Annotated in this window: 15 protein-coding genes and 1 pseudogene; 7 read left to right on the top strand and 9 right to left on the bottom strand. The window is 67.0% G+C overall.

The window, feature by feature from the left end:
- Positions 1–22 precede the first annotated feature (22 nt).
- The 4 genes and pseudogenes from lpdA to aceE all read right to left on the bottom strand — a co-directional run bounded on the left by lpdA (position 23) and on the right by aceE (position 7,003).
- Positions 23–1,846: a dihydrolipoyl dehydrogenase gene (lpdA, locus tag JWP60_RS25195; protein ID WP_299797833.1), complete on the bottom strand. Its 1,824-nt coding sequence runs from the start codon at positions 1,844–1,846 to the stop codon at positions 23–25.
- A gap of 85 nt (positions 1,847–1,931) precedes the next feature.
- Positions 1,932–2,522 (bottom strand): MFS transporter, encoded by a 591-nt coding sequence (locus tag JWP60_RS25190; RefSeq protein WP_299797831.1) that lies wholly within the window; start codon positions 2,520–2,522, stop codon positions 1,932–1,934.
- Positions 2,523–2,538: 16 nt separating this feature from the next.
- Positions 2,539–4,236, bottom strand: a pseudogene (aceF, locus tag JWP60_RS25185) (dihydrolipoyllysine-residue acetyltransferase).
- Positions 4,237–4,297: 61 nt separating this feature from the next.
- Positions 4,298–7,003 (bottom strand): pyruvate dehydrogenase (acetyl-transferring), homodimeric type, encoded by a 2,706-nt coding sequence (gene aceE / locus JWP60_RS25180; RefSeq protein WP_299797829.1) that lies wholly within the window; start codon positions 7,001–7,003, stop codon positions 4,298–4,300.
- Positions 7,004–7,182: 179 nt separating this feature from the next.
- Between aceE and JWP60_RS25175 the strand changes: the two genes are divergently transcribed.
- The 5 genes from JWP60_RS25175 to JWP60_RS25155 all read left to right on the top strand — a co-directional run bounded on the left by JWP60_RS25175 (position 7,183) and on the right by JWP60_RS25155 (position 14,329).
- Positions 7,183–9,720: a PAS domain-containing sensor histidine kinase gene (locus JWP60_RS25175; RefSeq protein WP_299797826.1), complete on the top strand. Its 2,538-nt coding sequence runs from the start codon at positions 7,183–7,185 to the stop codon at positions 9,718–9,720.
- Positions 9,721–9,779: 59 nt separating this feature from the next.
- A complete protein-coding gene (locus JWP60_RS25170; protein WP_299797824.1) occupies positions 9,780–10,406 on the top strand; it encodes a response regulator transcription factor in 627 nt (208 codons plus the stop codon).
- Between the two features lie 146 nt (positions 10,407–10,552).
- On the top strand, positions 10,553–11,404 hold the full coding sequence (locus JWP60_RS25165) for a bifunctional methylenetetrahydrofolate dehydrogenase/methenyltetrahydrofolate cyclohydrolase (protein ID WP_299797821.1): 852 nt from the start codon (positions 10,553–10,555) through the stop codon (positions 11,402–11,404).
- 228 nt (positions 11,405–11,632) lie between these two features.
- Positions 11,633–13,654, top strand: coding sequence for a M3 family metallopeptidase (locus JWP60_RS25160; RefSeq protein WP_299797818.1), 2,022 nt, complete (start codon positions 11,633–11,635; stop codon positions 13,652–13,654).
- Positions 13,655–13,687: 33 nt separating this feature from the next.
- Positions 13,688–14,329: a glutaredoxin domain-containing protein gene (locus tag JWP60_RS25155; RefSeq protein ID WP_299797815.1), complete on the top strand. Its 642-nt coding sequence runs from the start codon at positions 13,688–13,690 to the stop codon at positions 14,327–14,329.
- Positions 14,330–14,380: 51 nt separating this feature from the next.
- On the opposite strand, the gene rpiA is transcribed toward JWP60_RS25155, so the two are convergent.
- Positions 14,381–15,052, bottom strand: a complete 672-nt coding sequence (gene rpiA / locus JWP60_RS25150) for a ribose-5-phosphate isomerase RpiA (protein WP_299797813.1) — start codon at positions 15,050–15,052, stop codon at positions 14,381–14,383.
- 38 nt (positions 15,053–15,090) lie between these two features.
- On the opposite strand from rpiA, the gene JWP60_RS25145 reads away from it, so the two are divergent.
- Both JWP60_RS25145 and JWP60_RS25140 read left to right on the top strand, forming a co-directional pair.
- Positions 15,091–16,146, top strand: coding sequence for a quinone-dependent dihydroorotate dehydrogenase (locus JWP60_RS25145; protein WP_299797810.1), 1,056 nt, complete (start codon positions 15,091–15,093; stop codon positions 16,144–16,146).
- 105 nt (positions 16,147–16,251) lie between these two features.
- Positions 16,252–16,470 (top strand): hypothetical protein, encoded by a 219-nt coding sequence (locus JWP60_RS25140; RefSeq protein WP_299797808.1) that lies wholly within the window; start codon positions 16,252–16,254, stop codon positions 16,468–16,470.
- 104 nt (positions 16,471–16,574) lie between these two features.
- Here the strand turns inward: JWP60_RS25140 and JWP60_RS25135 are convergent, their stop codons facing one another.
- The 4 genes from JWP60_RS25135 to JWP60_RS25120 all read right to left on the bottom strand — a co-directional run bounded on the left by JWP60_RS25135 (position 16,575) and on the right by JWP60_RS25120 (position 21,124).
- Positions 16,575–17,852, bottom strand: a complete 1,278-nt coding sequence (locus JWP60_RS25135; RefSeq protein ID WP_299797805.1) for a PQQ-dependent sugar dehydrogenase — start codon at positions 17,850–17,852, stop codon at positions 16,575–16,577.
- A gap of 80 nt (positions 17,853–17,932) precedes the next feature.
- On the bottom strand, positions 17,933–19,054 hold the full coding sequence (locus JWP60_RS25130; RefSeq protein WP_299797802.1) for an NAD(P)/FAD-dependent oxidoreductase: 1,122 nt from the start codon (positions 19,052–19,054) through the stop codon (positions 17,933–17,935).
- Positions 19,054–19,905, bottom strand: coding sequence for an N-formylglutamate amidohydrolase (locus JWP60_RS25125; RefSeq protein WP_299797799.1), 852 nt, complete (start codon positions 19,903–19,905; stop codon positions 19,054–19,056). The genes JWP60_RS25130 and JWP60_RS25125 overlap by 1 nt, the downstream gene beginning before the upstream one ends.
- A gap of 28 nt (positions 19,906–19,933) precedes the next feature.
- Entirely contained in the window at positions 19,934–21,124 is a 1,191-nt protein-coding gene (locus JWP60_RS25120; RefSeq protein WP_299797796.1) for a lytic transglycosylase domain-containing protein, read from the bottom strand.
- Positions 21,125–21,366 lie beyond the last annotated feature (242 nt).

Below are 21,366 nucleotides of genomic sequence, written 5' to 3'. Positions count from 1 at the left end.
CCGTTCGTGCCCGCAGGCCGGCTTACTTGCGTTGCGGCGGCACGTCCGTGCACGTGCCGTGCGCGATCTCCGCCGCCATGCCGATGCTTTCGCCCAGCGTAGGGTGCGGGTGGATCGTCTTGCCGATGTCGATCTCGTCGGCGCCCATCTCGATGGCCAGCGCCACCTCGCCGATCATGTCGCCGGCATGCGTGCCGACGATGCCGCCGCCCAGGATGCGGTGGGTCTGCGCATCGAACAGCAGCTTGGTGAAGCCCTCGTCGCGCGTGTTGGCGATGGCGCGGCCGGAAGCGCTCCACGGGAAGTGGCCCTTCTTGATCGCGATGCCCTGCGCCTTGGCCTGGTCCTCGGTGAGGCCGACCCAGGCGACCTCGGGGTCCGTGTAGGCGACGCTCGGGATCACGCGCGCATCGAACGTCGACTTCTCGCCCGCCGCCGCTTCCGCCGCCACGTGCGCCTCGTGCACCGCCTTGTGCGCCAGCATCGGCTGGCCGACGACGTCGCCGATCGCGAAGATGTGCGGCACGTTGGTACGCATCTGGATGTCGACCGGGATGAAGCCGCGGTCCGTGACGGTCACACCGGCCTTGTCGGCGCCGATCTTCTTGCCGTTCGGGCTGCGGCCCACGGCCTGCAGCACTAGGTCATAGAGCTGCGGTTCCTTGGGCGCCTGCTCGCCCTCGAAGCGCACCAGGATGCCGTCCTTCGTGGCTTCGGCGCCGACGGTCTTGGTCTTCAGCATGATGTTGTCGAAGCGCGGCGTGTTCATCTTCTGCCACACGCGCACCAGGTCGCGGTCGGCGCCCTGCATCAGGCCGTCGAGCATTTCAACCACATCGAGCCGCGCGCCCAGCGTGGAATACACGGTGCCCATCTCCAGGCCGATGATGCCGCCGCCGAGGATCAGCATGCGCCTCGGCGCCGTCGCGAGTTCCAGCGCGCCGGTGGAGTCCACCACGCGCGGGTCCTTCGGCATGAAGGGCAGTTGCAGCGCCTGCGAGCCGGCGGCGATGATCGCGTTCCTGAAGCGGATCACCTGCTTCTTGCCCGTGGTCTCGCTTGCCGTACCCGTGGTCTCCTGCACTTCCAGGTGATACGGATCGAGGAAGGTGCCGATGCCGCGCACGGTGGTGACCTTGCGCATCTTCGCCATCGCCGCCAGCCCGCCCGTGAGCTTGCCGACGACCTTGTCCTTGTGGGCCTTGAGCTTGACGCGATCGATCGTCGGCTTGCCGAAGCTGATGCCCAGCGAGTCCATGTGGCTCGCTTCGTCGATCACCGCGGCCACGTGCAGCAGCGCCTTGGAGGGAATGCAGCCGACGTTGAGGCAGACACCGCCGAGGGTGGCGTAGCGCTCGACGATCACGGTCTTCATGCCGATGTCGGCAGCGCGAAAGGCAGCGGAATAGCCGCCAGGGCCGGCACCGAGGACGAGCATGTCGCATTCGAGGTCGACGCCGCCGGAGTAGGAGCCGGCGGGAGCGACTTGGCTCCCTCCCCCACCGGGGGAGGGTTGGGGTGGGGGCGGTGCCGAAGCCGCAGGCGAGGCTGAGGTCGGGGGCGCCCCAACCCTGCCCTCCCCCGGTGGGGGAGGGGAAGAGCCGGTGCCGGTCGCCTCGATGGTCAGCAACACGCTGCCCTCCGCCACCTTGTCCCCGACCTTCACCCGCAATTCCTTCACCACCCCCGCCTGCGACGACGGGATCTCCATCGAGGCCTTGTCGCTCTCCACGGTGACGAGCGATTGTTCGAGCTTCACCGTGTCGCCGGGCTGCACCAGCACTTCGATCACGGACACGCTTTCGAAGTCCCCGATATCGGGGACTTTTACTTCCGTCTGAGCCATAGCTGTTCCTGCCGGGCCGCCCCAAAGGAGCAGCTCGCCCCCTCAGGGGGCAGCGACGCGTTGCGCGTCGCGTGGGGGGTCAATTTCATTTTGCCTCTTTGGCTTTGACTGTGAAGATGTCGCAGGGCAAATCGGAATTGCGGTCGAACTCGCATCCGGCCGCGATCCCTGTCTCCGCGACTTCACGCGCGGTCTTCGCCTTGGCATAGGCCGCGTGCATGGCGCCCAGCGCGAAGCTGCGCCCGGAGCCGATGCCCCAGAACTCCTTGAACTCGAAGACCTCGCGATAGCTGTACAGGCCATAGATGCCGCTCGCGTTGGCGATCACCACGCTGAACTGGCTGGACTCGTACGGGTCGCTGTCTTCCTCCTTGGTCTGCAGGAAGAAGTTGTCCTTGAGATAGGGATGCAGCTTGGTGAAGGTGTCGAAGACATCGTCCTTGCTGCATAGCTTCAGGATTTCCCGCGGCATCGAACCCATCGCCTTGCGCAGCACCGGAAAGTGCGCCACCGTGCCGGCCATGCCGATGTAGCTCGGACCGTCGTCGGTGTCGACCTTGAAGATCTTGGTGTTGTCCTCGAAGCGGTGCGCCAGTCGGGTGTCACCGAAGGTCACCAGGGTGTCGGCTGCAATCGCGATCTGCCCGGCTTTCTTCACCACCACTACAGTTGTCATCGAGTTATTGGTCTTATTAGAGAAGCACGCGGCGGAAGTCCGCCAGAATCTGTCCCAGATAAGCGTTGAAGCGCGCCGCCGACGCTCCATCGATGACCCGGTGATCCCAGGAGAGCGACAACGGCAGCATCAGCCGCGGCTGGAACTGCTTGCCGTCCCAGACCGGCTCGGTCTGGCTGCGGCAAACGCCAAGGATAGCGACTTCCGGGGCATTGATGATCGGGGTGAAGTACCGACCTCCGATACCGCCGAGCGAAGAAATCGTGAAAGTCGCCCCCGACATCTCCGCAGGGCTGAGTTTGCCTTCGCGTGCCTTCTTCGCGAGCTCGGCCATCTCCTGGCTGATCGCCAGCACGCCCTTCTTGTCCGCGTCCCTGATGACGGGGACCATCAAGCCGTTGGGCGTGTCCGCCGCAAAACCGATGTGGTAGTAGCTCTTGAACACGAGCTCTTCGCCGTCGAGCGAGCTGTTGAACTCGGGGAATTTCTTCAGGGCCGCAACGCAGGCCTTGATGAGGAAGCCGAGCATCGTGACCTTGACGCCGGACTTCTCGTTCTCCTTGTTGGTCGAAACGCGGAAGGCCTCGAGCTCGGTGATATCGGCGTCGTCGTGGTTGGTGACGTGCGGGATCATCACCCAGTTGCGATGCAGGTTCGCGCCGCTGATCTTCTTGATCCGCGACAGCGGCTTGCGCTCGACGGGCCCGAACTTCGCGAAGTCCACCTTCGGCCAGGGCAGCAGGCCCAGCGCCTCGCCACCACCGCCCGCGGGCGCCTTGCCGGACGCTGCCTTGGTCCGCGTATCGCCGGCCATCACCGACTTGGTGAAGGCCTGGACGTCTTCCTGCGTGATGCGTCCCTTGGGGCCGCTGCCCTTGACTTCCTCGAGCGGCACGCCGAGTTCGCGCGCGAACTTGCGCACCGAGGGGGAGGCGTGCGGGAGGGTGCCGGTGGAAGCACTCGGGTCGTGCGGGGGGAGCGCGGCGGTTGGCGGGGTGCGGCCCTCACCCCGGCCCTCTCCCGCAGGGGCGGGAGAGGGAGAGGGAGAAGAGGTTTGCGCCGCGGCTGTTGCTCCCTCGCCCCTCGGGGGAGAGGGTTGGGGTGAGGGGCTTGCGGCACTCGCGGCGCCCTGAACCACGGCGATCAAGTCGCCGATGTTCAACTTGTCCCCGACCTTGACCTTCAGCTCCTTCAGCACGCCCGCCGACGACGACGGGATCTCCATCGAGGCCTTGTCCGATTCGACCGTGACGAGCGACTGTTCGACCTTGATCGTGTCACCGGGCTTGACCAGCACTTCGATCACGGCGACATCCTTGAAGTCGCCGATGTCGGGGACGCGGATTTCGATCGCCTGGCTCCATCACCCTCCGGGGGAGGGCTGGGGTGGGGGCGGTGCCGAAGCCGCAGGCGAGGCAGGGGGCGGGGACGCCCCCACCCTGCCCTCCCCCGGAGGGGGAGGGGAAGAGGCAGCACCAGCCGCCTCCAGCACCACGATCACGCTCCCTTCGGCGACCTTGTCGCCGAGCTTCACTCTCACTTCCTTCACCACGCCAGCCTGGCTGGAAGGAATTTCCATCGATGCCTTGTCCGATTCGACGGTGACCAGCGATTGCTCCGCCTTGATCGTGTCGCCCGGCTTCACCAGCAGCTCGATGACGGCCACTTCCTTGAAGTCCCCGATGTCGGGGACCTTCACTTCGACGAGTGCCATTTTTCTTTGTTCTCCGCGGCCCGGACGCGGGCCTTCTCTTTATTCGACGAAGCGACGATTGTCAGGCGTGCAGCGGGTTGATCTTGTCGGCCTTGATACCGTACTTGCGGATCGCCTCGGCCACCTTGGCGCGAGGCACGCTGCCCTCGTCGGCCAGCGCAGCGAGCGCAGCCACCACGACGTAGTGGCGGTTCACCTCGAAGTGTTCGCGCAGCTTGCTGCGGAAGTCGCTGCGGCCGAAGCCGTCGGTGCCCAGCACCTTGTACGCGCGGCCCTTGGGAATGAACGCGCGGATCTGGTCGACGTACTGCTTGATGTAGTCGGTGGCGGCCACCACCGGGCCGGCATGCCGTTCCAGCTGCTGCGTCACGAAGGGTACCCGCGCGTTGCCATCGGGATGCAGCATGTTGTGCCGCTCGCAGTCGAGCCCGTCGCGCGCCAGTTCGTTGAAGCTCGGGCAGCTCCACACGTCGGCCTGAACGCCCCAGTCCTTGGCCAGCAGTTCCTGCGCCGCGATCGATTCGCGCAGGATGGTGCCGGAGCCGAGCAACTGCACCCGGTTCTTGCCTTCGGCACCCGGCTTGCACAGGTACATGCCCTTGACGATCTGTTCCTCGGTGCCGGGCTGCAGGCCGGGCATCGGGTAGTTCTCGTTCAGCAGGGTGATGTAGTAGAAGACGTTCTCCTGCTTCTCCACCATGCGCTTGAGGCCGTTCTGCATGATCACCGCCACTTCGTGCGCGAAGGTGGGGTCGTAGCTCACGCAGTTGGGAATGGTCTGCGCGATCACGTGGCTGTGGCCGTCCTCGTGCTGCAGGCCCTCGCCGTTGAGCGTCGTGCGGCCCGAGGTGCCACCCAGCAGGAAGCCGCGCGCCTGCATGTCGCCCGCCGCCCAGCACAGGTCGCCCACGCGCTGCAGCCCGAACATCGAGTAGTAGATGTAGAACGGGATCTTGATGCGGTTGCTGGTGCTGTAGCTGGTCGCCGCAGCGATCCAGCTGGCCATGCCGCCCGCCTCGTTGATGCCCTCCTGCAGGATCTGCCCGTCGACCACTTCCTTGTAGTAGGAGACCTGGTCGCGGTCCTGCGGGGTGTACTTCTGCCCCTCGTGGTTGTAGATGCCGATCTGGCGGAACAGGCCCTCCATGCCGAAGGTACGCGCCTCGTCGACCAGGATCGGCACCACGCGCGGCCCCACTTCCTTGTCACGCAGCAGCTGCGTGAGGAAGCGCACGTAGGCTTGCGTCGTGGAGATCTCGCGGCCTTCCGCGGTCGGATCGGTCACCGCCTTGAACACTTCGAGGCCGGGGATCGTGAACTGCTCGTCGGCCTTCGCACGACGCGCCGGCAGGTAGCCGCCCAGCGCCTTGCGGCGCGCGTGCAGGTACTCCATCTCGGGCGTGTTGTCGGCCGGCTTGTAGAAGGGGATCTGCGCCAGCTGGTCGTCCGGGATCGGGATGTTGAAGCGATCGCGGAAGATCCGGATGTCGTCGTCGTCCAGCTTCTTGGCCTGGTGCGCGATGTTGCGGCCCTCGCCGGCCTTGCCCATGCCGAAGCCCTTGACGGTCTTCACCAGCAGCACGGTGGGCTGCCCCTTGGTGTTGACGGCGCGATGGAAGGCGGCATACACCTTCTGCGGATCGTGGCCGCCGCGGTTCAGGCGCCAGACGTCCTCGTCGCTCATTTTCGCGACCATCTCCAGCGCCTTCGGGTCGCGACCGAAGAAGTTCTTGCGCACGAAGGCGCCGTCGTTGGCCTTCATGGCCTGGTAGTCGCCGTCGACCACGTCCATCATGATCTTGCGCAGGATGCCTTCCTTGTCGCGCGCCAGCAGCGGGTCCCAGTAGCTGCCCCAGACCAGCTTGATCACGTTCCAGCCGGCGCCGCGGAATTCGCCTTCGAGTTCCTGGATGATCTTGCCGTTGCCGCGCACCGGGCCGTCGAGGCGCTGCAGGTTGCAGTTCACCACGAAGACCAGGTTGTCGAGGCCTTCGCGCGCGGCCACGCCGATGGCGCCCAGCGATTCCACTTCGTCCATCTCGCCGTCGCCGAGGAAGGCCCACACCTTGCGGTTCTCGGTGTTGGCGATGCCGCGGGCATGCAGGTACTTCAGGAAGCGCGCCTGGTAGATCGCCATCAGCGGGCCGAGGCCCATCGACACCGTGGGGAATTGCCAGAACTCGGGCATCAGCTTCGGGTGCGGATAGCTGGAGAGGCCCTTGCCATCGACTTCCTGGCGGAAGTTCAGGAGCTGCTCTTCGCTGATGCGGCCTTCGAGGAAGGCGCGCGCGTAGATGCCGGGCGCGCTGTGGCCCTGGATGTAGAGGCAGTCGCCACCCTGCTCGGGCGTCTCGGCCTTCCAGAAGTGGTTGAAGCCGGCGCCGAGCATGGTGGCCAGCGAGGCGAAGGAGCTGATGTGGCCACCGAGGTCGCCGCCATCTTCGGGATGCAGGCGGTTGGCCTTGACCACCATCGCCATCGCGTTCCAGCGCATGTAGGCGCGCAGGCGCTCTTCCATTTCCAGGTTGCCCGGGCAGCGTTCCTCGTCCTGCGGCTCGATCGTGTTGACGTAGCCGGTCGTCGCGGAGAACGGCAGGTCGATGCCTTGCTGGCGTGCTTCTTCGAGCAGTTGCTCCAGCAGGAAGTGGCCGCGATCACGTCCTTCGGTGGCGATGACGGCGGACAGCGCGTCCACCCACTCCCGCGTCTCCTGCTGGTCAGGGTCGTTGGCGGCCGATCCGAACACGTGCTCGGGCTGTGCGGACATGTTGTCTCCTTGAATCGCGAAAGTGAATTTAGTACGGGCTGGCCCCGCGCGGCGCCGAGTGTCGCATAAACCCGAGTTGATTTCAAATCGTGCTGACCCATTTCATGATATGAACTATGGACTGAACACCTTGCGCTTTGCCGAGGATCACACCCTTGCCGCCTACACTAACGCGACCAATGCAAGACCCTCCCGCTTCGGAGTTTTCCTCCGAAGGTCCCCTTCCCAACTGGTGGCGCCACTGGTGGCGCAGCCAGACGCCCACCCGCCAGGACCGCTACGCCATGCTCGCCCCGCTGGCGGCGGTGTTGCTGTTTCTGGCCGCCATCATCTCGGCCTTCGTGTACCTGCGTCTCGAGGAGATGGACCGCGAGCAGGAGGCCGTGCGCCGCGACGTCGAATACGGCCAGCAGCGCCTGCGCCTGCGCCTGCTGGAGCGCCAGGAGCAGCTGATGCGGATGGCGCGCGACATCTCGAACAAGGAGGTCGACCCGGAGGAATTCGTCGGCCGCGCCGAGTCGATGATCGCCCAGTACCCCGAGCTCTTGATGCTCACGTGGATCGACGAGCGCCGGCGCGTGACGGCGAGCTACGCGGCCCCGAGTCTCAGCATCGCGCAGATGCGCGTGCCCGGCGAAGTGCTGCGCCCCGGCGAGACCGAGACCATGTACAGCCTGGCGCGTGACCTGCAGCAGCCGGTGTATTCGCAGCCGGTGGCCGGGTCCGACACCTCGAACCTGCTGCAACTGCACGTGCCGCTGGCCGACCAGGGCAAGTTCGCGGGCGTGATCCTCGGCGAATATTCGATCGACAGCCTGCTGCGCTATGGCGTGCCGGCCGAAGTGGCGGCCAAGTACGCGGTGGCCCTGCTCGATGGCAAGGGCCGCGTGCTGGCGGGCACCTCGGTGCCGCCGCGCAATCCGGCCACGCAGTTGCTGCCGTGGGCCGCACAACCGAACGAGTACGAAGTGCCGGTCTCCCCCGTGGGCAACGGCCTGGTCGTGCGGGCGCAGGCCTATCGCACCGGGCTGGGCGTGATCGGCAGCGGCCTGTTCTGGCTGGTCGGCGCCTTGTCGGCCATGACGGCGTGGATGCTGATCGCCAACTGGCGGCACACGCGCCGGCGGATGAAGGTGCAGCAGGCGCTGATGGCGGAGACCAACTTCCGCCGCGCGATGGAGAACTCCATGCTCACGGGCATGCGGGCGCTCGACCTGCATGGCCGCATCACGTACGTCAATGCGGCCTTCTGCCAGATGACCGGCTGGAGCGAGGCCGAACTCGTGGGCCGCACGCCGCCCTTCCCCTACTGGCCCGACGAAGACCGCGAACTGCTGATGGCGCGGCTCGATGACGAACTGCGCGGTCGCACCATCCAGGGCGGCTTCCAGGTGCGGGTGAAACGCAAGGACGGCAGCGTGTTCGATGCGCGCCTGTACGTGTCGCCCTTGGTGGATGCCAAGGGCAACCAGACCGGCTGGATGACGTCGATGACCGACATCACCGAGCCCACCCGCATCCGCGAACAATTGCAGGCCTCGCACGAGCGCTTCACCACCGTGCTGGAGGCGCTGGACGCCGCGGTGTCGGTGGCGCCCCTGGGCAGCGAGGAACTGCTGTTCGCCAACAAGCTGTACCGCCTCTGGTTCGGCGGCCGCGCCGGTGGCCACCTCGGCATGGTGGCGCAGGCGGGCATGACCGAAACGCCGCGCCCCAGCGACGAACACCTGGACGACGTCGACTCCTTCGTCGGCCTGCCCACCAACAGCCTGACCTCGGCGAGCTCCGAGAACGCGGAGATCTTCGTGCCCGAACTGGGCAAGTGGCTGGAAGTGCGTTCGCGCTACCTGAACTGGGTCGACGGCCGGCTGGCGCAGATGGTGATTGCCACCGACATCACCACGCGCCGCAACGCGGAAGAACAGGCCGCGGCACAGGCCGAGCGCGCGCAGTCCGCCAGCCGCCTGATCACGATGGGCGAGATGGCCTCGAGCGTGGCGCACGAACTGAACCAGCCGCTCACCGCGATCAGCAACTATTGCAACGGCTTGATGTCGCGCATCCGCAGCAAGCAGATCGGCGAGGAGGACATGCTCGCGGCGCTCGACAAGACGGCGCGCCAGGCGCAGCGCGCGGGCCAGATCATCCAGCGCATCCGCAGCTTCGTGAAGCGCAGCGAGCCGAACCGCACGCTGTCGGACGTGAGCCTGATCGTCACCGAGGCGCTGGAACTCGCCGAGATCGAACTGCGCCGGCGCAACGTGCGCATGTCGCACTACGTGGCCGCGCGCCTGCCGCACCTGATGGTCGACCCGATCCTGATCGAGCAGGTGCTGGTGAACCTGCTGCGCAACGCGGCGGAAGCGGTGGAACAGGCAGAGCGCCCCACCGGCCGGCGCAGTGTCGAACTGCGCGTGCTGCCCAAGCAGACGGAGCAACAGCAGGTGGTGGAATTCTCGGTGCTCGACTCGGGCCAGGGCCTCGCGCCGGAGGTGATGGAGCGCCTGTACGAAGCCTTCTTCTCGACCAAGGCAGAGGGCATGGGCATCGGCCTGAACCTGTGCCGATCCATCGTGGAGTCGCACCACGGAAGGATGCAGGCGGAGAACATCTACAATGGATCCGAGGTTGCGGGCTGCCGGTTTTCGTTCTGGATACCGGTCTCGGGGACGACAAGTCCGATCGTGGGCAAGGACGCGGGGGTGACAACAGCTTGAAGCGCCGGGCCGCCCCAAGCTTCAATCAACCGTAGCGAGGATCGCGGAGGTTTCTACTGATGTCTTTGATTCCCAAGAAGGGAACGGTCTATGTCGTCGATGACGACGAGGCCGTGCGTGATTCGCTGCAATGGCTGCTCGAAGGCAAGGACTACCGGGTCCGCTGCTTCGACTCCGCCGAATCCTTCCTCGCCCGTTACGACCCGCGCGAGGTCGCCTGCCTGATCGTCGACATCCGCATGGGTGGCATGACCGGCCTCGAACTGCAGGACCGCCTGGTCGAACGCAAGTCGCCGCTGCCCGTCGTCTTCATCACCGGCCATGGCGACGTGCCGATGGCGGTGAACACCATGAAGAAGGGCGCGATGGATTTCATCCAGAAGCCTTTCAAGGAAGACGAACTGGTGAGCCTGGTCGAGCGCATGCTCGAGCGCGCCAAGGAAAGCTTCGCCGAATTCCAGAGCGCCGCCAGCCGGGACGCGCTGCTGTCGAAGCTGACCTCACGCGAAGCGCAGGTGCTCGAACGCATCGTCGCCGGCCGCCTGAACAAGCAGATCGCCGACGACCTGGGCATCAGCATCAAGACGGTGGAGGCGCACCGCGCCAACATCATGGAAAAGCTCAACGCCAACACGGTCGCCGACCTGCTGAAGATCGCGCTGGGGCAGCAGCCGCCGAAGGGCTGAGGCCGCGTCTTGGGCGCAGCGGGCGCAACAAGCGTTTTAGAACGCAGAAGACGCAGAAGTACGTAGAAGACGCAGAAAACTCTTTCGGTCTTTTCTGCGTCTTCTGCGTCACTTCTGCGTCTTCTGCGTTCAAATTTCTTCGAACCATGACAGCACAAATCATCGACGGCAACGCCCTCGCCAAGCGGGTGCGCGCCGAAGTGGCCGGCCGTACCGAAGCCCTCAAGGCCCGCGGCATTCAGCCGCAGCTGGCCATCGTGCTGGTCGGCGAGGATCCGGCCAGCCAGGTGTATGTGAAGCACAAGGTGGCCGACAGCGAGCAGACCGGCCTGAAGGCAACGCTCGAGCGCTATCCCGCGGACATGAGCGAGGCCGACCTGCTCGCGCGCATCCACGCCCTCAATGACGATGCCTCGGTGCACGGCATCCTGGTGCAGCTGCCGCTACCCAGGCACATGGACTCCGCCCGGGTCATCGAGACCATCGCACCGGCCAAGGACGTGGACGGCTTCCACGTCGCCAGTGCCGGCGCGCTGATGGTGGGGCAGCCGGGCTTCTGGCCGTGCACGCCCTATGGCTGCCTGAAGATGATCGACTCCATCGGCCTGGACCTCAGGGGCAAGCACGCGGTGGTGATAGGCCGCAGCAACATCGTGGGCAAACCCATGGCCATGATGCTGCTCGGCCGCGATGCCACCGTCACGATCTGCCACAGCCGCACCGCCGACCTCAAGGCCATGACCTTGCAAGCCGACGTGGTGGTCGCCGCCGTCGGCAAGCGCAATGTGCTGACGAAGGACATGGTCAAGCCGGGCGCGGTGGTGATCGACGTGGGCATGAACCGCAACGACGAAGGCAAGTTGTGCGGCGACGTCGACTTCGCTGGCGTGAGCGAGGTCGCCGGCTGGATCACGCCAGTGCCGGGCGGCGTCGGCCCGATGACGCGCGCGATGCTGCTGGTGAACACGATCGAGGCGGCGGAGCGGACGGCGGGCTGAGGCTGTCGAATCCAAAAACCCAACAAGCGGACGCAGAAGACGCGGAAGTTACGCAGAAGACGCAGAAAAGACAAAGAATCCTTTTTCAAGGTTTTCTTCTGCGCCTTCTGCGTAACTTCTGCGCTTTCTGCGTCCGGATGCTGGTAGTTCGTTCGGCAATCACCAAGATCAGGATTGCCAATCCGCTCACCCCCTTGACGAGCCGCAAGCTGCCGCAAAATGAGGGCCATGAGCAACCCTCTCCTCGACTTCAAGGATCTTCCCCTCTTCGACCAGGTCCGGCCCGAGCACGTGGCGCCGGCGATGGACGAACTGCTGGGTCAGGCGGACCAGGCGCTGACGGCCGCGACGCAGCCGGACTTTCCGGCGGACTGGAACGAGATCGCGCGCGTGCTCGACGTAGCCACCGAGCGCCTCGGTCGCGCCTGGGGCATGGTGGGCCACCTCAACGCGGTCGCGGACACGCCTGAACTGCGTGCCGCATACAACGAGGCCCTGCCGCGCGTCACCGAGTTCTGGACCCGCCTCGGCGCCGACGAGAAGCTGTACGCCAAGTACAAGGCGATCGATGCCGCCAAGCTCACGCCCGAGCAGCGCCAGGCGCACAAGAATGCCCTGCGCAACTTCACGCTCTCGGGCGCGGAGCTCACGGGAGCGGCCAAGGAGCGCTTCGCGCAGATCCAGGAGCGCCAGGCCGAACTGAGCCAGAAATTCAGCGAGCACGCGCTCGACGCTACCGACAGCTACTCCTATTACGCCGGCGAGGATGAACTCGATGGTGTGCCGCCCGACGTGGTCCAGACAGCGCGTGCCGCCGCCGAGGCCGAGGGCAAGAGCGGCTGCAAGCTCACGCTGAAGATGCCCAGCTACCTGCCGGTCATGCAATTCGGCCACAACCGCACGCTGCGCGAACGCCTCTATCGCGCCTACGTCACACGCGCCAGCGACCAGGGCGACCCCAGGTACGACAACACGCCCCTGATCCGCGAGATCCTCTCGCTGCGCCAGGAAGAGGCGAAGCTGCTGGGATACGGCAGCTTCGGCGAGGTGTCGGTCGTGTCCAAGATGGCCGAATCGCCCAGGCAGGTGATCCAGTTCCTGCGTGACCTCGCACATCGTGCTCGCCCCTATGCGCAGAAGGACGTGCAGGACATGCGCAGCTTCGCGGCCGAGACGCTCGGCATCACCGACCCGCACGCCTGGGACTGGGCCTATATCGGCGAGAAGCTCAAGGAAGCGCGCTATTCCTTCAGCGAGCAGGAGGTCAAGCAGTACTTCACGGCGCCCAAGGTGCTGGCCGGCCTGTTCAAGATCGTCGAGACGCTGTTCGAAGTCGAGATCCGCCGCGACCACGCGCCGGCGTGGAACGCCAGCGTGGAGTTCTATCGCATCGAACGCGGCGGAGAACTGGTCGGCCAGTTCTACCTCGACCCGGCAGCCCGCACGGGCAAGCGCGGTGGCGCCTGGATGGACGACGTCCGCGCACGCTGGCTGCGCCCCGACAACGGCCAGTTGCAGACGCCGATCGCGCATCTGGTGTGCAACTTCGCCGAGGGCGTCGACGGCAAGCCGGCGCTGCTGACGCACGACGACGTGATCACGCTGTTCCACGAATCCGGCCACGGCCTGCACCACATGCTCACGCGCGTCAACGAGCGCGACGTTTCCGGCATCAGCGGCGTCGAGTGGGACGCGGTGGAACTCCCGAGCCAGTTCATGGAGAACTTCTGCTGGGAATGGGGCGTGCTCAAGCACATGACGGCGCACGTGGACACGGGCGAGCCCTTGCCGCGCGAACTGTTCGACAAGATGCTGGCGGGCAGGAATTTCCAGAGCGGCCTGGCCACGCTGCGGCAGATCGAGTTCGCCCTGTTCGACATGCTGTTGCACAGCGACCACGATCCGGCCGAAGATTTCATGCCGTTGTTGCAACAAGTGCGCGACGAGGTTTCGGTGCTGCATCCGCCGGCTTTCAACCGCATGGCGCACACCTTCAGCCACGTCTTCGCGGGCGGCTATGCGGCGGGCTACTACAGCTACAAGTGGGCCGAAGTCCTGAGCGCGGACGCGTATGCCGCCTTCGAGGAGAGCGCGGGCGAAGACGGCCTGCCCAGCGTCCAGGCCGGGCGCAAATACCGCCAGGCGATCCTCGAAGCGGGCGGCAGCCGGCCGGCCATGGAGTCCTTCAAGGCCTTTCGCGGACGCGAGCCCACCCTCGACGCACTGTTGCGCCACCAGGGAATGGCCTGAGAGAATCCGGCAAATGATTGGGAGCAGTGAACGATGAGCCGTGTCCGTCTGGCCGCCCTGGCCGTCCTCGCCCTCTGGGCTGGCGTTGCCGGCGCGCAGGTCTATCGCATCATCGGGCCGGATGGCCGGGTCACCTTCTCCGACCGACCGCCGCCGGACGCCAAGGGGACGCCGGCGCAGTCGCTGCCCATGCCCGCGACTTCAGGCGGTTCTGCCGGTGGCACCGTGCTGCCGGCGGAAGTGCGCGCGGCAGCCAACCGCTTTCCGGTGGTTCTGTATACGGGTGTCGATTGCAACGCCTGCGCCTTGGCGCGCGACTTCCTCGCGAGCCGCGGCGTGCCTTACACCGAACGCACCGTGAGCACGGACGACGACGCGCGCGCGCTCGGCCGGCTGATGGGCGGGACGCCGCGCGTGCCCTTCGCCACGATCGGCGGCCAGCACGTGCTGGGCTTTGCCGACACGGAATGGTCGCAGTACCTGGACGCCGCGGGCTACCCCAAGACCTCGCAGCTGCCCCCGGGCTACCGCAACCCCGCCCCTGCGCCCCTGGTGGCGGTGCAGGCACCGCCGAAGGCCGCCGCCGCCCGGGCCGCGCCGCGTGAAGCGCAGCAGGTCGAGCCTCCAGTAGCGAGCGAGCCGGCGCCCAGCAATCCGGCGGGGATCCGGTTCTGACCTGAATCTCAGATGCGGACATCCGGATGTCTGGCAGTGCTCGGAGTCCGCTCAAAACTCCAGCGTCTGCACTCCATTGGCGGTCGCCAGCAGGCAGACCTGGGCCTTCTGGTGCGCAAACACCCCCACGGTCACGACGCCCGGCCACTGGTTCACCTCGCTCTCGAAGGCCAGCGGATCGCGGATCTGCAGGCCGGTCACGTCGAGGATGTGCTGGCCGTTGTCCGTGACGAGCGGACTGCCGTCCTTCCGGCGCAGCTGCGCCGTGCCGCCCAGGTTCCGGAACTGCCGCACGATGCGCTGCGTCGCCATGGGCACCACCTCCACCGGCAGCGGAAAGCGCCCCAGCACCTCGACGCGCTTGCTCTCGTCGGCGATGCAGACGAAGCGCCTCGATTGCGCCGCGACAATCTTCTCGCGCGTCAGCGCAGCGCCGCCGCCCTTGACCATGTTGCCGCGGCCGTCGATCTCGTCGGCCCCATCGATGTAGACGGCGAGCTCACCCACCTCGTTGCCATCGAACACGCGGATGCCCAGCGCCTGCAGGCGCTCGGTGGATGCGCTGGAACTGGAGACGGCCCCGGGCACCCTGTCCTTCATCGTGCCCAGCGCCTCGATGAACTTGTTGACCGTGGAGCCGGTGCCGACGCCGACGATCTCGCCGGGCACCACATACTTCAGGGCCGCCTGGCCGACCAGCGTCTTGAGTTCATCCTGTGTCACGCGACAATCCCCGGTTTGATCCAAGCCGGAATTATCGGATGTCCCTGCTGCCCTACGCCTTCGCCCGCCCCTTCCTGTTCGGGCTCGACCCCGAGACCGCGCACGAGCTGACGCTGGGCTCGCTGGCGCGCGCGCAGGGCACGCCTCTGCAGTGGGCCTACAGCAATGGCTTCGTGCCGGATCCCGTCGAGCTGGCCGGGCTGCGCTTTCCCAATCGCGTCGGATTGGCGGCCGGGCTCGACAAGAACGCCCGGTGCATCGATGCGCTCGGCGCGATGGGCTTCGGCTTCGTCGAGGTCGGCACGGTCACGCCGAAGGCGCAGCCGGGCAATCCGCGGCCGCGCATGTTCCGCCTGCCGCAAGCGCACGCGCTGATCAATCGGCTGGGCTTCAACAACGAAGGGCTCGACGCCTTCGTGCGCAATGTGCAGCGCTCGCGCTTTCGCCAGCAGGGGCGATTGCTCGGGCTGAACATCGGCAAGAACGCGGCAACGCCGATCGAGGAGGCGACGCGCGACTACCTGGAATGCCTGGCCGGCGTGTACCCGCATGCCGACTACGTGACGGTGAACATCTCCAGCCCCAACACGAAGAACCTGCGCGCCCTGCAAGCCGACGAGGCACTGGACGCCCTGCTCTCGGCGATCGCCGAGCGGCGCGAGCAGCTGGCCACCACGCATGGTCGGCGCGTGCCGCTGTTCGTGAAGATCGCGCCCGATCTCGACGAGGCGCAAGTCGACGTGATCGCGGCCACGCTGCGCCGCCATGGCATGGACGGCGTGATCGCAACCAACACGACGATCTCGCGCGAGCAGGTCAAGGGCCTCGCGCACGCGGAAGAGGCGGGCGGCTTGAGCGGCACTCCGGTGCTGGAGCCCAGCAACCGCGTGATCGCGCAACTGCGCGCGACGCTGGGCACGGGCTATCCCATCATCGGCGTGGGCGGCGTGTTGAGCGCGCGCGACGCGCTGTCCAAGCTGCGCGCCGGCGCGGACGTGGTGCAGATCTACACCGGGCTGATCTACCGCGGGCCGGCGCTGGTGGACGAAGTGGCGCGCGCATTGCGGCGGGATCGAGCGAGCACGCGCGGCTGACGGTTCGTGCGCCGCGCCCTACGCGGGCGGACCCGCCGCACTGACATCGGCAGGCACCCGGCGGCCGCACGATCGCGCTGACGCCATCCCGAGAAGGAGCCTTCGATGCCATCCCGCAAGTCCCCCCAGAAGTCCGGGCAGAGCCTGCAGAAGACCCGGTCCGAACCCGCTCACGAAAAGGCGCGTGCCAGTGGCGGCGGCCTGCGCTCACAAGCGGCCGAGCCGCCGGCGGGGCGCAGCGCCAGCACCGGCGGCCGCGCGGACCGCGCCAGCGTGCGCAGCGACCGGAACAGCCGCAGCAGCAACAGCGGCCGCAAGGGCTGAGCAGCCCCGGCCAGGCGGCGCGGGATCAAGCGCCGCGTGGATCCCGGGTCAAGCCCGGGATGACATCGATTGGCGCGCGGGGATACACCCGTCAGCGTCGCGGATCAAGGCTGGTACGTGATCCGATAAATCGCCCCCGCGTAATCGTCCGACACCAGCAGCGATCCATCCTTCATCACCGCCACGTCCACCGGTCGTCCGCGGTACGTGCCCGTGCTCTCATCGAGCCAGCCGTCGGCAAACACTTCTGCCTGGCCCGCCGTGCCATCCGCCTTCACCGGCACGAAGTTCACCAGGGCGCCGGTGGGCTTGCTGCTGTTCCACGAACCATGCGCGGCCACGAACATCCCGCTGCGGTACTTCTCGGGGAATTGCGTGCCCTTGTAGAACACCATTCCGAGCTGGGCCTGATGCGCCGGGAATTCCACCTGCGGGAAGACCGCGTTCGCCGGCTCCTTCATGGACTTGAGTTCCGGCGCGGCGGCCGAGCCGGCCACCTTGAACTTGCCGCCCCAGTACGGATAGCCGAAGTGCTGGCCGACCTGCGTCAGGCGATTGAGCTCGCCGGGCGGGTTGTTGTCACCGAGGCCGTCGGTCTGGTTGTCTGTGAACCAGAGCGTCTTGTCGCGCGGATTGAAGTCCATGCCGACCGAGTTGCGCACGCCCAGCGCCACCACCTCGCGCTTGCTGCCGTCGAAGGGATCCATACGCACGATGCCACCGATGCCGAACTTGTCGTACGTGCTGAACTTGATCATCGGCTGCACGTTGTGCGGCTGCCCCAGCGTGACGTACAGCTTGCCGTCCTCGCCCACGCGGCAGGTGCGCGCGCCGTGGTTGTACGACTCCTCTTCCACCGGCACCAGCTGGCCCTGCGGCACGACCTCGCCGACCGCGACATCGGGACCTTCGTAGAAGAATTCCGCAGCGGGGAAGTTGAGAATGCGGTTGTGCTCCACGACGATCAGGAAACCGTCCTTGGTGAAGCACACGCCATTGGGCACGTGGAAATTCAGCGAGGGCGCGAACGGCTTCACCTCGTCGGCCACACCGTCGCCGTTGCGGTCGGTGACCGCCCAGACCGTCGTCTTGCGCGTGCCGACGAACAGCATGTTCGTTGACGGCGCAATCGCCATGTGACGCGCATCGGGCACCACGGCGAACAGGTCGATTCGGAAGCCCGGAGGCAGTTTCACCCGCTTGAGATTGGCGCGGATCGCGTCGGCGTTGCGGCCTTCCTGCGGCACGGTGGGGATGTTCAGGTCGGTACCTGAAACCCGCATCTGCTTGAGCTGTTCGAGGTTGCGGGCGGCTTGCGCCAGCACCGGCGACGCGAGGGCGGTCGCAGCGGCGGCCGCGACGAGGACGAGAACCCGGTTCATGGATGCCTCCTACGTGTGAAACCTGCTGAGGGCGCATTGGAGCGCAACAGCAGTCGAACGTATTAGGCGATTTGCCTACATCATCCGTGCAGCAGCCGGGCAGTGGCTTCCTCGGCGATCGCCAGCGCGCTCGTCAGTCCGGGCGATTCGATGCCGAACAGGTTCAGCAGCCCGGGCACGCCATGCCATGCGGGCCCGTCGATGCGGAAGTCCGGGGCCTGCTCGTGCGGCCCGTGGATCTTCGGGCGCACGCCGCTGTAGCTGGGGGCCAATGCGCCATCGGGCAGGCCGGGCCAGTACCGCCGCACTTCGGCGTAAAAGCCGTCGGCCCGCGCCGGGTCGACGCGGTAGTCGATCTGCTCCGGCTGGTGCACGTCCAGCCATTCGATGTCGGGGCCGAACTTGGCCTGGCCCCCGAGGTCCAGCGTCAGGTGCGTGCCCAGGTGGGCATCGGCCGGGGCCGGGTAGATCAGGTGCGTGAACGGCGAGCGGCCGGCCAGCGCGTAGTAGTTGCCCTTGGCAAACCACTCGCGCGGAATGAAGCGCGGATCCAGTCCCTCGAACTTGCGCGCCAGGCCGCAGGCATGCAGCGAGGCCGCGTTCACCAGGAGGTCGCAGGCCAGTTCGCTGCCGTCGGCGAAGCGCAGCACGTGCGGCTCGCCGGCCGCTGGCGCCAGGCGGGCCGACACGGCCTCGCTGCCGAAGGCCACCATGCCGCCGGCCTGTTCCAGGTCGCCCTGCAGCGCCAGCATGAAGCCATGGCTGTCGACGATGCCGGTGCTGGGCGAATGCAGCGCCGCGATGCAGCGCAGCGCCGGCTCCAACGCGTGCGCCTGCGCGGCGTCCAGCAATTCGACGGGCACCCCATTCGCATGCGCGCGATCGGCCAGTCCGCGCAAGGCATGCACCTCGGCCTGGTCGTTGGCCACGGTCAGCTTGCCGCAGCGGCGGTGCTCCACGCCGTGCGTGGCGCACAGGGCGTACAGCAGTTCCTTGCCGCGCACGCACAGGCGCGCCTTCAGCGATCCGGGCGGGTAGTAGAGGCCCGCGTGGATCACCTCGCTGTTGCGCGAGCTCACGCCCTGCCCGATGCCGTTCTGCGCTTCGACCACGATGGTCTCGCGCCCGGCCTGCGCCAGTGCGCGGGCAACCGCCAGCCCGACGACGCCGGCGCCGATCACCACGGCATCGACGCGATCCATCAGGAGAGCGTCCGCGGATCGGTCGCCAGCAGTTTGCGCACCAGTTGCTGCAGGTGCGCGCGCAGCGGCGCGAAGCCGGCGTGCGGCTCCAGCGTGGCCTCGTCCATGTACAGCTTGCGGTTCACTTCCACCTGGATGCCGTGCCGACTGGTTGCGGGGTCGCCGTAGCGGCGCACCAGTTCCACGCCCTTGTAGGGATGGTTGTACGCCACGTCGTAGCCGAAGCCGCGCAGCGTCTCGACCAGCACCTGCGACAGGGCCGGCGACGCGGTGCTGCCGTCGCGATCGCCGATCACGAAGTCCGCATGCGCAAGGCCGGGGAATTCGGTGGCATTGGCGGCCGCCACCGAAGGCATCGAATGGCAGTTCAGGTGGATGCTGTAGCCGTGGGTGGCATGCGCCTTCTCGATCGCTTGCGACACGGCTTCGTGATACGGCTGCCAGCAGTTGGCGATTCGCGCGCGCACTTCGGCGGCGGTGAGCTTGCGGTCGTAGATGGGGACGCCGTCATCGGTGAAGCGCCAGACCAGGCCCTTGCCCAGGCGAACCTTGGAGAGCACGACCGGGTCGGTCGCCAGCTCGCCATCCCAGGCGTCCTGCAGCAGGTCGACGTCGAGTTCCGTGGTGTTGCGGTTGGCGTCCAGGTAGCTGCGCGGGAACAGCGCCTCGATCCAGGCGACGCCGAGCGACGGCGCGAAGTCGTACAGCTTTTCCACGTGCGTGTCCTCGGCACGCCGCAGCGTCGCCAGGTCGCAGGCAGGACGGAAATCGGCGGGGTACTGGACGCCGCTATGGGGGGAATCAAGCACCAGCGGGGCGTTGCCCGGGATGCTTCGCACGAGCGATGGCATCCCCCGATTGTGGCGCAGCCGCGCCGCTTCAGCCCCGGCCGCGGCTGGTCCAGTGCACGCGGCCACCATCGTGCGTGACCACGCCGTTGGACCACACGACGTGCGTGCCGGCGCGACGGCCCTGGGCGGCGCCACCGTGGCCCGACCAGCTGATGGTGCCAACGGGATGCGGCGCCACCGGCGCGACCCGTCGGCTGGCGACGTGTTGCACGGCCGGCGTGGCGCTGGTGGGCGCCTGCGCCGCAGCGGAGGCTTCGGCCAGCAGGCTTTCGGCGCTGGGAGCGACGCCGGTTTGCAGCCGCTCGGCCTGCGCGATGCCGGCGCGCACGTTGAAGATGTGCCGGCGCGTTTCCAGCGGCAGGGTGTGCGTCAAGCCGTTCCAGCGCTGCCGGGCGTGGCTCGAGAGGTTGTAGTAGACCGAGATGCCTTCGCGCAGGCGCACGGCGCGATCCACTTCGCTCAGGCGCAGGCCGGCCAGGCGGCGCGCGCTCCAGGCGCCGGCTTCGCGCAGCAGCCTGGCCGCGGCCTGCACCGCTTCCACCGGATCGTTGGCATCGCGCACGCCGAGCGCACGGGCGGTCGCCGGCTCGAGTTGCGCCAGGCCCTGACTGGCGACGCCGTTGCGGCCCATGCCGGTGCGGGGCACCCAGCTGGTCTCGGCGGTGATCACGCCGTAGACATCGCGAAAGTCGAGACCGACATCGGCCAGCCGGGCCCGCTCTGCCGCCGAGCGCACCAGCAACAGGCGCGACGCGGGATCGGGCGTGCGCAGCGCGCGGCCGTTCACTTGCACCGACATCCAGTGCAGGCGCGCGCGCAGCGCGGCCAGGTCGCCCGGGATGGGCGCCAGGGCACCGGTCGCAGGCGCACTCTGGAAGCTCACGGCTTGCGTGTGAGGAGCCTGCGTGCCCTGCGGCGCGGCCACCTGCAAGGTGCCGGTCTCGGGAATCGCGGCGGGGATCGGCTCCAGCGTGGGAGGCGTGTCGTCGTCCTGATCGTCCCCCTCGGCTTCGTTCGCTGCTTCGCTGGTGGCCGGCAGGGTGTACCTGGTCGCTGCTGCAACGGCTGGCGGTACCGCGGGCGCCACCACCGCAATGGGAGCGACCGGCAGCGGGCGAGACGTGTGCGACGCACTGCCGCCGAGACAGGCGGCAACGGCCGCGAGCGCCAGCAGGGAGGCGGCGTGAGGCAGGGTGGTGGATTTTTTTGTAATGCTCATCTTCGGACCAGGCAAGCACTGTCTGATCCGTTGCATCGTGTAGGTTCAGTCCGACACGACGTCCAGCGCGTGAAAACGACACGGATTGGCGTTCTGCCCGGCCGTTCGGTAGCTCAACAACGGCGATCCCTAGCGCCCTTAGGGACGCCGCTGCCTGCCGGCATGCCGTCGCCGGTGGCCTACACAACCTTCGTCCCTTTACCGCCTTGCGGCAGCGCTTGCTTGGTTAGAGTTCCCGGGCA

Origin of the sequence: Ramlibacter sp. (genome assembly GCF_028291745.1) — a bacterium.
Lineage (GTDB): Bacteria > Pseudomonadota > Gammaproteobacteria > Burkholderiales > Burkholderiaceae_C > Ramlibacter.
Note: the sequence above shows the minus strand (reverse complement) of the source record. Positions and strands in the feature narration are given on the sequence as shown.